Genomic DNA, 11,165 nt, shown 5'->3' with positions numbered 1-11,165 from the left:
AGAAACCCCGCTCAATGAAGTTTCGCTTTTTCCAGGATTAAAAGTCAGTAACCCGGCAAAAACGCCGGTTAACTGACCTTAAATGCCCGATTCGGTTCGGGCCTGCACGATGCAGGTCACAAAGGCGTTGCAACAGGACGTTGCGTTCTTAGCCTTTGCTCCTTAATCTCTGTGAAGAAAAACACTTCACAGAATGAAGTTTCACTTTTCCCCGCATATAATGGTCAGTAACCCGGCAAAAAACGCCGGTTAACTGACCTTAAATGCCCGATTCGGTTCAACTAACATTCTGTGAAGAAAAACACTTCACAGAATGAAGTTTCACTTTATTTGAATGTTTAGAATTATTGTTGCATAATAAAGTAATAAGCTAACATCTCCAAGAATATAGTAGCATTAGAACGACAATAGTTAATGAAGGAGGAACTAGCAGTGGAAGTATTAAAAGTGTCAGCCAAATCAAATCCAAATTCAGTAGCAGGTGCATTAGCGAACGTTTTACGGGAACGAGGCTCGGCGGAGATACAGGCAATCGGTGCCGGTGCATTGAACCAGGCTGTGAAAGCAGTGGCCATCGCAAGAGGATTTGTTGCTCCAAGCGGGGTGGATTTAATTTGTATACCGGCGTTTACCGATATCATGATTGAAGAAGAGGAACGAACAGCAATAAAATTGATTGTTGAACCGAGATAAGCTTATTTAAAATGCATTTGAATGTTTATATGAATAGATGAACCCTTCCTATTATGTTAGGAGGGTTTTTATTTGTGCAGCACCCGTCATGTATTGTTTAATATGGCTGAAGCCTTTATAATGAACTAATGGATGATATTATACAATAAATCGTTTTTATAAAGAAGAAAGGAGTTTCACTATGAATGAACAGCAGCGGAAACAGCAATCACAAATCAGACAGGCTGAAAATCCGGCGGACATAAAATCCGATGCGGACAACATGGAACGGCTGAAAAATACGTCCAGTGATGATTTGATTGCCAAGTATTTTGAAACGACATATGAACCGCCTAATCTGAACAAAGCAAGAAAACGCGGACGTGATGATGTAGAAGTCCACTATGATTTTGAAATCCCCGAAGATATGGAAAATATCGGTGATGGCAAAAAATACCTGATCCGTACATACGGCTGCCAAATGAATGAACATGATACAGAGGTCATGGCAGGCATTCTGGATGAAATGGGTTATGAATCAACGAATGATACCAACGAAGCAGATATTATTCTGTTAAATACATGTGCCATCCGGGAAAATGCGGAAAATAAAGTATTCGGTGAAATCGGACATCTGAAAGCCCTGAAACGCGAAAAGCCGGACTTGATTCTTGGTGTGTGCGGCTGTATGTCCCAGGAAGAGAAAGTTGTCAATCGAATTATGAAAAAGCATCCGCAAGTTGACCTCATTTTTGGAACCCATAATATTCACCGCCTGCCGCACCTTGTGAAAGAGGCGATGTTCGGCAAGGAAAAAGTGGTGGAAGTATGGTCGAAAGAAGGCGATATCATTGAGAACCTGCCGAAAGCACGAAAAGGCAAAATCAAAGCCTGGGTTAATATTATGTATGGATGTGACAAGTTCTGCACGTACTGTATTGTGCCGATGACCCGCGGGAAAGAACGAAGCAGGCGGCCGGAAGATATCATTCAGGAAGTACGCCAGCTGACGGCACAAGGCTATAAGGAAATCACGCTGCTCGGCCAGAATGTCAATGCATACGGTAAAGACTTTGAGGATTCGGATTATGGTCTGGGCGACTTGATGGATGACCTGAGCAAAATTGATATACCGAGAATCCGTTTTACAACATCACACCCGAGGGATTTTGATGACCGTCTGATTGAAGTGCTCGCAAAAGGCGGCAATCTACTTGACCATATTCATTTGCCTGTCCAATCCGGGAGCAGTGAGATTCTCAAGAAAATGAATCGCAGGTATACCCGTGAAGATTATCTGGAACTGGTAAGAAAAATCCGTAAGGCGATGCCGAATGCGACACTGACAACCGATATTATTGTCGGATTTCCGAATGAAACGGAAGAACAGTTTGAAGAAACGATGTCTCTGGTTGAAGAGGTTGGTTTTGAATCAGCATTCACATTTATTTATTCACCTCGTGAAGGCACACCAGCTGCCCGGAAAAAAGACAATGTGCCTGAGGAAGTGAAAAAACAGCGTCTATACCGTCTAAACGAGCTCGTAAACAAACAATCTGCCGAATCCATGAAGCAGTACAAGGATAAAGTTGTCAAAGTGCTTGTGGAAGGTGAAAGTAAAAAAGATCCCGATGTGCTGGCAGGCTATACGGAACGGAACAAATTGGTCAATTTTAAAGGTCCTAAATCTGCGATCGGGAAAATTGTTGATGTTAAAATAACGGAAGCCAAAACATGGTCATTAAACGGTGTTATGGCAGAAACGACAGCAGAGGTGAAGTAAGATGGCAGAGTACACACGTAAACAAATACTGGATGAAGCCAAACAGCTGGCAAACATGCTGGCCAACACAGAAGAGATTGACCGCTTCAAACAAGTTGAAGCCAGAATTAACGATAACCAGAAAGTCCAGAAGTTAATCACGAAAATAAAAACATTGCAGAAGCAGGCTGTCAATTTTCAGGCATATGGCAAAACAGAAGCTTTGAAGAAGGTCGAAGAAGAAATTGATCGATTGCATGCCGAATTAGATGATATTCCGATTGTCCAGGAATTCAAGGAGACACAGGGCGTTGTTAATGACGTCCTTCAGCTTGTGTCCGGGACGATCTCACGCGAGGTTACCAACAATGTTATCACATCAACCGGCGGTGACCTTCTTTCAGGTAAAACCGGTACAAAGCTTCCGGACGAATCATCGAGCCAGTAATGATTTAAAGCCAGACGGGTCCAGTTCCGCCTGGCTTCTTTATATCTTTTCAAGTGAGTGAGGTGTCGTTACCCCTTTTATCAAATTCACTATGCACTTTAGGTATTTGTCTTGCATAAAATGACTATGAGAAAAAGGAGGTAACGAAGATATGTCTTTTCTTGATCATGATTATAGAGAAATCATTACGAAAGCGGTTTGTGGCAAGGGCAGAAAATTTACGCAGGCAACACACCATGTATCGCCGTCACATAGACCTTCCAGCATTCTCGGCTGCTGGGTAATCAATCATTTGTACAATGCCAAGAAAAAATCAGAAGAGACGGTGGAAATCAATGGCAGCTATGACATTAATATCTGGTATTCGTACAATGATAATACCAAAACAGAAGTGGTTACCGAACGTGTAACGTATACCGACTATGTCCCGCTTTCAGTAAAGGACGATAACTGTTTAAATGATGACTATGACGTTATTGCCAAAGTGGTTCAGCAGCCAAACTGTCTGGAGTGCGAGATTGCAAACCATGGTAATAAAATTGTCGTGGATGTTGAGCGCGAGTTTGTTGTGCAAATTATTGGTGAGACAAAAGTAGCCGTCAAAGTTGATCCAAAAGGGTACACATTTGATGATGACGATGACTGGGGCTTTGATATTACGGATGATGAACTAGGCGATGTCAAACCCGACTTTGTCGACAGCAAGGATAAGGATTAAGGAACTTACGAGGGGAAACTCTCGTAAGTTTTTTTATGAATTTCCGATTCGTCTTCATTCTGCAAAATATGCTATAATATAACAATATATCGCAAGTTTTTGGAGGATTCATTATGGCTAATTATACACCAATGATGGAGCAATATTTGAAAATTAAAGCTGAGCATAAAGATGCTTTTTTATTTTTCCGGCTGGGTGATTTTTATGAAATGTTTTTTGATGATGCCATCAATGCTGCCAGAGAATTGGAAATCACCCTGACCAAACGGGATGGCGGAAAAGAAAAGCCAATTCCGATGTGTGGTGTGCCATATCATTCTTCGGCCAATTACATTAAAAATTTAATTGATAAGGGCTATAAAGTGGCAATTTGTGAACAGGTTGAGGATCCGAAAACCGCAAAAGGTGTTGTGAAACGGGAAGTCGTCCAATTAATCACGCCCGGTACGGTTATGGAAACCAATATGCTGACAGAGCGTGACAATAACTATATTGCGAGTCTTTCACATTTTGAAGATGGTTCATATGTCATTGTTTACAGCGATTTATCTGTCGGTGAAAATCATATTGCTCTTATTTCCGGCGGTTGGGACGCTGTCATTCATGAACTGTATAATCAGCCGGTTAAAGAAATCGTTGTCTCCTCCGGGCTTCCTGAACCATTGCAGGAAGAATTATATAAGAAATTGAATCTGACATTGTCGTATCAGGATGAGACCACATTTAATGCTGAATACCGAAGTTTATGTGACAATTTGAATGATGAGCGGCTTATACAGGCATTCAGCCGGCTGCTGAATTACATAGAGGACACACAAAAGCGCTCGCTTGATCATTTGCAGCCAGCACATGTTATCGAATTGAACCATTATTTATCCCTCGATATGTATTCGAAACGCAATCTGGAATTGACTGAAACGATCATGAAGAAAGGAAAACATGGAAGCCTGCTCTGGGTGCTTGACCAGACTGTTACGGCAATGGGGTCGCGCATGCTCAAAAAATGGCTCGATCGGCCGCTGTTAAACAAGCAGGTAATCGAAGCGCGATTGGATATCGTGGAAGGATTTTTACAAGGTTTTATGGAACGGGATATGTTGCGTGAAACACTTAAATCAGTTTATGATCTGGAACGGCTTGCCGGCAGGGTTGCATTTGGAAATGTCAATGCACGCGATCTGATTCAGCTGAAGCAATCACTTGAAAAAATTCCCGAATTAAAATCGATTTTAACCCGGTTTGATTCGGAAAAAATAACGGAATTAAGCAGCAAACTTTCATTTCCGGAACATCTTGTTTCGTTGCTCGATTCCAGTTTGAAGGATGACCCGCCGGTATCCATAACGGAAGGTTCGATCATTAAAGATGGCTATCATGACAAACTGGATACGTATCGTGAGGCATCACGGAATGGGAAGCAATGGATTGCCGAATTGGAACAAAAAGAAAAGAAAGAAACGAATATTAAATCGCTGAAAGTCGGGTATAACCGCGTTTTCGGTTATTACATCGAAGTCACCAAGGCGAATCTGCACCTGCTGCCGGAAGACAGGTATGAGCGGAAACAGACGCTGACAAATGCTGAACGATATGTCACACCGGAGTTGAAGGAAAAAGAACAACTGATCATGGAAGCGGAAGAGAAAAGTGTTGACCTGGAATATAATCTGTTTCTGGAAATCCGTGATCAGGTAAAGGAACACATTCCGGAAATCCAGTATTTGGCGGAAATTGTCAGCCAAATCGATGTATTACAAGGGTTTGCAACAGTCAGTGAAGCAAACCATTATAAACGGCCGAGTTTTACGAAAAACCGATTATCGATCAAAAATGGACGCCATCCGGTCGTTGAACAAGTTATGCAAGATGATGCATTTGTCCCGAATGATATTTTGCTTGATCAGGAGACTTCCATTCTTCTGATTACCGGACCGAATATGTCTGGCAAGAGTACCTATATGCGCCAGCTTGCCTTGACTGTTATCATGGGCCAGATCGGCTGTTTTGTCCCTTGCGAGGAGGCTGAACTGCTGTTGTTCGATCAGATTTTCACACGAATTGGAGCAGCAGATGACCTCGTGTCAGGGCAGAGTACATTTATGGTTGAAATGCTCGAAGCCAAACATGCCATTGCCAATGCCACGGAAAACAGTTTAATTTTGTTGGATGAAATTGGCCGGGGCACAAGCACGTATGACGGGATGGCTCTAGCCCAGGCAATTGTTGAGTATATTCATGATCATATTCATGCCAAAACGGTATTTTCGACCCATTATCATGAACTAACCGCACTTGAAGAAAGTCTCGACAGGCTGAAAAATATTCATGTACGGGCAGAAGAATATGAAGGGAATGTTGTCTTTCTTCATCAGGTAAAAGAAGGAGCAGCTGATCAAAGCTATGGCATTCATGTTGCGAAATTAGCTGATTTGCCTTCAACGCTGATCGACCGCGCTAACATCATTTTGAAGCAATTGGAACATGACAATGAACCAGTTACAAGTGTCAGTGGACAATTATCCTTTTTTGCAGAAGAAGAACAAGTTAAACAGAAGAAGAATCCGGTCAGTCAAAAAGCTGCCAATGTGATCGATGATTTAAAAACTATTAACCTATTTGAGATGACACCACTGGATGCCATGAATGAATTATACCGTCTGCAAAAACAAGCAAAAGAATAAAACGAAAGGACTGTTTCCATGGGAATTTTTCAAATGCCGGATGCACTTGCGAATAAAATAGCTGCCGGGGAAGTAGTGGAACGTCCTGCTTCTGTTGTGAAAGAATTAATTGAAAACAGTATTGACGCTGACAGTTCCTGGATCAAAGTGGAAGTGGAGGAAGCTGGTCTGCAAAAAATAAAAGTGACCGATAATGGAAATGGCATGCCTGAAGATGATGCTGAGAAAGCTTTTTTGCGTCATGCAACAAGTAAGATAACGGATGAAACGGATTTATTCCGCGTCAATACCTTGGGTTTTCGGGGGGAAGCACTGGCCAGTATTGCAGCAGTCAGCAGATTAACGGTGAAAACATCCCAGGGCGTGAGTGCCGGTACGTTATTATCAATTGAAGGCGGCGTGATTACAGACAGGAAAAAGAGTGATGCGCGCAAAGGAACGGAAATTGTTGTTGAGGATTTATTTTTCAACACACCCGCTCGCTTGAAGTATATGAAAACCATTCATACCGAGCTTGGACACATCACGGATCTGTTAAACCGTCTGGCATTGTCACACCCAAACATTCGTTTTGAAGTGACACACAATGGAAAGTCACTATTCAGCACGGCAGGAAGCGGTGATCTTCTCCAGGTCATCAGTCAGGTTTATGGTATGAGTGTGGCCAGGAAGATGCTGCCGGTTAAACACGAAACACTCGATTTTTCGATAGAAGGATATATTGCAAAACCTGAAGTGACGAGAGCTTCCCGAAACTATATGTCAACGATAATTAACGGCAGATATATAAAAAGTATGCAACTCTCACAGGCTATTATCAACGGTTATCGTACACTGCTTCCGGTAGGGCGATCTCCAATTGTTGTGCTGTCTATCGAAATGGATCCGATTTTGGTTGATGTGAATGTCCATCCAACCAAACTTGAAGTTCGTTTCAGTAAAGATAAGGAACTTTTTGCAGCAATTGAAGAAACAATTCGAGAAGCATTCCGTAAAACGTCACTCATACCGGATATGGAACAGAGACAGCCTGCACAGACAAAGCAAACAGTTCAGAACGCCATGACATTTGATGAACCAAAACAGCAATCAACGTCATGGACGGATGAACAGCAAGTAAATGAAGATACACCGGAAATTAGAAGCAGGCAAATGATTGGTCAGGACAAACAGGAATACCAACCGGAAAGTCATCCGTTAAATCCGATGGCTGATAAACCATATCCTGATCCGGTTGCTACACCAGCCAGCGATTCTTATACACTGAGGGAGGAGTCTGGCAAAGAACAGCGGGTGCCGGTCATGTATCCAATTGGCCAGCTTCACGGGACCTACATTCTGGCTCAAAACGAAAACGGCTTTTATATGATTGATCAGCACGCTGCCCAGGAACGGATCAAGTTTGAACGATTCAGGAGAAAATTAGGGCAAACGACAAATGAAGTGCAGGAACTACTGATTCCTTTAACATTTGAATTCTCCAAACAGGAATCCATTTTTATCGATCATCATATGGAAGATCTTAACAATGTTGGCTTGTTTTTTGAGCCGTTCGGTAATCAGACTTATATCATTCGATCCCATCCCAACTGGTTTCCGAAAGGCTTTGAAGAAGAGGTTATCCGTGAGATGATCAATCAGATTATGCAGGATGAGAAAGTTGATGTACAAGCCATTAGAGAAGATGCCGCCGCTCTGATGTCATGCAAGCGGTCCATAAAAGCGAACCATCATTTAAATCAGGATGATATGTTCAGACTGCTGGAAGATTTGCGAGCAACGATCGATCCATTCACATGCCCGCACGGAAGACCGGTTATCATTCACTTTTCTTCTTATGAGCTGGAAAAAATGTTTAAACGGGTCATGTAAATGTATAAATCGTGCACACCTCGTAAAAACTAAAATAAAGAGATTACGGGGGTGCTGCCTGTGGACAATCAAAAACTGATCAATTTTTTAAATCAGTTACTATCCAATTATTTTGTCATGTATGTTAAACTTCATCGTTATCACTGGTTTATCCAGGGAAAACAATTCTTTCAGCTGCACGACGTATTTGAAGACATGTACACAACGTTTGCAGCAGACGCTGATGAAATTGCTGAAAGGGTGTTAATGATTGACGGTAAACCTTTGGCGACGATGATTAAATACATAAAGGAAGCAACACTGGAAGAAGCAGCAGCTGATGATAAAGAAGATGAAATAACAGCACGATTGATTGAGGACTACCAACAGATGATCAAAGAAATAAGAGAAGAAGGGATTCCATATGCAGGCGAAAGGAACGACGAGCCGACAGTTGACTTGCTTGTCACACTTCAAGGCAAATTAGAAAAATATGTCTGGATGCTGCATGCATATCGTGCGTATGAATAAAGATATTTAGGGGAATGCTGATGAAAACGAAAGTCATAGCAATTGTAGGACCAACGGCTGTAGGGAAAACGCAGCTGAGCATTGAAATAGCCAGATGTTTTGGCGGCGAAGTCATCAGTGGGGATTCCATGCAAGTCTATAAAGGATTGGATATTGGAACTGCCAAGATTACAGAAGAAGAGAAACAGGGGATTCCCCATTATATGATTGACATTAAAAATCCCGACGAACCCTTTTCGGTAGCAGATTATCAAAATTACGTCCAGCATTATATTACAGAAATAGATTCACATGGGAAACTGCCGATCATTGCCGGTGGAAGCGGCCTTTATATTCAGGCAGCTTTATATGATTATCATTTTTCCGATCAGAGAAGGAACGAACAGGTGACCAAACGGCTGGAAAAAGAGCTTAACGATCAAGGATCCGGCATTATGTACAAACGCCTGAAAGAGATAGATCCGGATCAGGCTGCAAAAATTCATCCAAACAACCACAGACGTCTCATCCGTGCATTGGAAATCTATGAAACAACCGGAACAACGATGTCTGAATATCAAAGAAAACAGTCAGCGGATTCGCCCTATCATCCTATTTTTGTAGGATTGGAAATGGATCGGAAACGTTTATACGAACGTATTAATGACCGCGTTGACCAGATGCTCGCACAGGGACTGTTGCAAGAAGTCAAAACGCTTTATGATCAAGGTTATGAAGATCATCAAGCGATGCGCGGCATCGGATATAAAGAATTTATCCCTTATTTTAAAGGTGAACGCACATTTGATGATGCCGTTCATTTACTGAAGCGAAATTCGAGGCGTTACGCCAAACGGCAATACACCTGGTTTAAAAATAAAATGAATGTGAATTGGTATACGATGACACCGGAGTCAAGTGAAGAAATCGTAAGAAATATTTTAAATGACCTAGCAGGAAAGTTGCAACATATATAGAAGTATTTAAATACAGATAGAAAAGAGGAGGAAATAGAATGGCACAGTCGGTGAACATTCAGGATCAGTACTTAAATAAACTCAGAAAGGATCATGTTTCGGTCACATTATTTCTGACTAATGGTTTTCAATTGCGGGGGATTGTTAAAGCATTTGACAATTTTACGGTATTATTGGAAACCGATGGAAAACAGCAGCTAATATTCAAACACGCCATTTCCACATTTGCCCCTGTAAAAAATGTGTCATTAGAGAAGGAATAATAAAACGGACGCTTTCAGGCGTCCGTTTTATATGGGCGTTTGTCACAACACACTCCTACATCACGTATACTATCGTGATGAAGGAGTGATCATGTGGATACACAGAAACTTCGAAACAAAAATGGAAAAATCAATATTATACTGCAGGATAAACATCATGTCTCCCGCGATGAAGGTAAACAACATTTAACAGCAAATGACACCTTTTCACATATTGATGCTGAATTTTCTTCATTTATTGGCATGAAACGATTGAAGCGGACGATAAAAGAAATATACGCCACCATTATCATTAATGAAAAACGCAGGGAGATAGGGCTGACCGGTTCAAAACAAGTGCTCCATATGTTATTTAAAGGCAATCCCGGTACAGGTAAAACAACAGTAGCTAGAAAGCTTGCCAAAATGTATTTTGAGATGAACCTGCTGTCTAAGGGTCATTTTATTGAGGCAGAACGGGCGGATCTGGTCGGTGAGTATATTGGCCAGACAGCACAAAAGACGCGGGCTGTCATCCAAAAAGCGATGGGCGGGATTTTATTCATTGACGAAGCTTACTCATTAGCGCGCGGCGGGGAAAAGGATTTTGGCAAAGAGGCAATTGATACATTGGTCAAACACATGGAAGATTATCATAATGACTTTGTATTAATATTAGCTGGGTATCCATATGAAATGGATCGTTTCCTGACGCTCAATCCCGGTTTGAAATCAAGATTCCCATTCATATTGGATTTTCAGGATTATGATACTGAGCAGCTCATAAAAATTGCGAAACAAATGGTCCAGAGTCGAGAATATGAATTAACGAAAGAAGCAGAATGGAAATTACGAACGCATTTAAATCATCAAAAACGCCATACACAGTACAATTTTGCGAATGCACGTTATATTCGCAACGTAATTGAGCAGGCAATCAGACTTCATGCCACAAGATTATTAACACAAGAAGCCTTTTCGATGGATGATTTGATTTATTTGACAGGTGAGGATTTGTCACTTGATCGTGAGTGAATAATATGTGTAATCCATTTCTGAAAAAAGGGGGCACAAAGCCTGAACCCTTGTTCCGCTATAATTGTCGAATGATGTGTTCTTTGCTATGATAATGACGGGTAAGCAATATCGTAAGAATGGTTACAGGAAGAGGTTTTGACATGCCGGAAAAGATTTTAATAATCGCTGTAAAAATGCCCGGAGTTCATGACAGACGTTTTGAATCATCACTTGATGAGCTGAAGTCATTGTCCAAAACAGCTGGTGGTTCTGTTGAAAAGATTATT

At 41.6% G+C, this 11,165-nt stretch carries 10 protein-coding genes; all 10 read left to right on the top strand.

Features of this window, described 5'->3' with window-relative positions:
• Nucleotides 1-432 precede the first annotated feature (432 nt).
• On the top strand, nucleotides 433-693 hold the full coding sequence (locus VK080_RS03915; protein ID WP_010530699.1) for a stage V sporulation protein S: 261 nt from the start codon (nucleotides 433-435) through the stop codon (nucleotides 691-693).
• A gap of 181 nt (nucleotides 694-874) precedes the next feature.
• Entirely contained in the window at nucleotides 875-2,455 is a 1,581-nt protein-coding gene (gene miaB, locus VK080_RS03910; protein ID WP_324223475.1) for a tRNA (N6-isopentenyl adenosine(37)-C2)-methylthiotransferase MiaB, read from the top strand.
• 1 nt (nucleotide 2,456) lies between these two features.
• Nucleotides 2,457-2,882: a RicAFT regulatory complex protein RicA family protein gene (locus VK080_RS03905; RefSeq protein WP_324223474.1), complete on the top strand. Its 426-nt coding sequence runs from the start codon at nucleotides 2,457-2,459 to the stop codon at nucleotides 2,880-2,882.
• Between the two features lie 151 nt (nucleotides 2,883-3,033).
• Nucleotides 3,034-3,600, top strand: a complete 567-nt coding sequence (gene cotE / locus VK080_RS03900; protein WP_324223473.1) for an outer spore coat protein CotE — start codon at nucleotides 3,034-3,036, stop codon at nucleotides 3,598-3,600.
• A 113-nt stretch (nucleotides 3,601-3,713) separates the two neighbouring features.
• Nucleotides 3,714-6,281 (top strand): DNA mismatch repair protein MutS, encoded by a 2,568-nt coding sequence (gene mutS, locus VK080_RS03895; RefSeq protein WP_324223472.1) that lies wholly within the window; start codon nucleotides 3,714-3,716, stop codon nucleotides 6,279-6,281.
• A gap of 18 nt (nucleotides 6,282-6,299) precedes the next feature.
• The gene (gene mutL / locus VK080_RS03890; protein WP_324223471.1) at nucleotides 6,300-8,153 is read left to right on the top strand and encodes a DNA mismatch repair endonuclease MutL; all 1,854 of its coding nucleotides are present in this window, start codon (nucleotides 6,300-6,302) and stop codon (nucleotides 8,151-8,153) included.
• Between the two features lie 60 nt (nucleotides 8,154-8,213).
• Nucleotides 8,214-8,663, top strand: coding sequence for a DNA starvation/stationary phase protection protein (locus VK080_RS03885; protein ID WP_324223470.1), 450 nt, complete (start codon nucleotides 8,214-8,216; stop codon nucleotides 8,661-8,663).
• Nucleotides 8,664-8,683: 20 nt separating this feature from the next.
• Nucleotides 8,684-9,619: a tRNA (adenosine(37)-N6)-dimethylallyltransferase MiaA gene (gene miaA / locus VK080_RS03880; RefSeq protein ID WP_324223469.1), complete on the top strand. Its 936-nt coding sequence runs from the start codon at nucleotides 8,684-8,686 to the stop codon at nucleotides 9,617-9,619.
• 38 nt (nucleotides 9,620-9,657) lie between these two features.
• Complete coding sequence (gene hfq / locus VK080_RS03875) at nucleotides 9,658-9,882, top strand: RNA chaperone Hfq (protein WP_324223468.1); 225 nt, start codon at nucleotides 9,658-9,660, stop codon at nucleotides 9,880-9,882.
• A gap of 93 nt (nucleotides 9,883-9,975) precedes the next feature.
• Nucleotides 9,976-10,896, top strand: coding sequence for a stage V sporulation protein K (spoVK, locus tag VK080_RS03870; protein WP_324223467.1), 921 nt, complete (start codon nucleotides 9,976-9,978; stop codon nucleotides 10,894-10,896).
• Nucleotides 10,897-11,165: the final 269 nt, after the last annotated feature.

It is taken from the genome of Lentibacillus sp., assembly GCF_035301925.1.
Classification (GTDB): domain Bacteria; phylum Bacillota; class Bacilli; order Bacillales; family Amphibacillaceae; genus Lentibacillus.
Note: the sequence above shows the minus strand (reverse complement) of the source record. Positions and strands in the feature narration are given on the sequence as shown.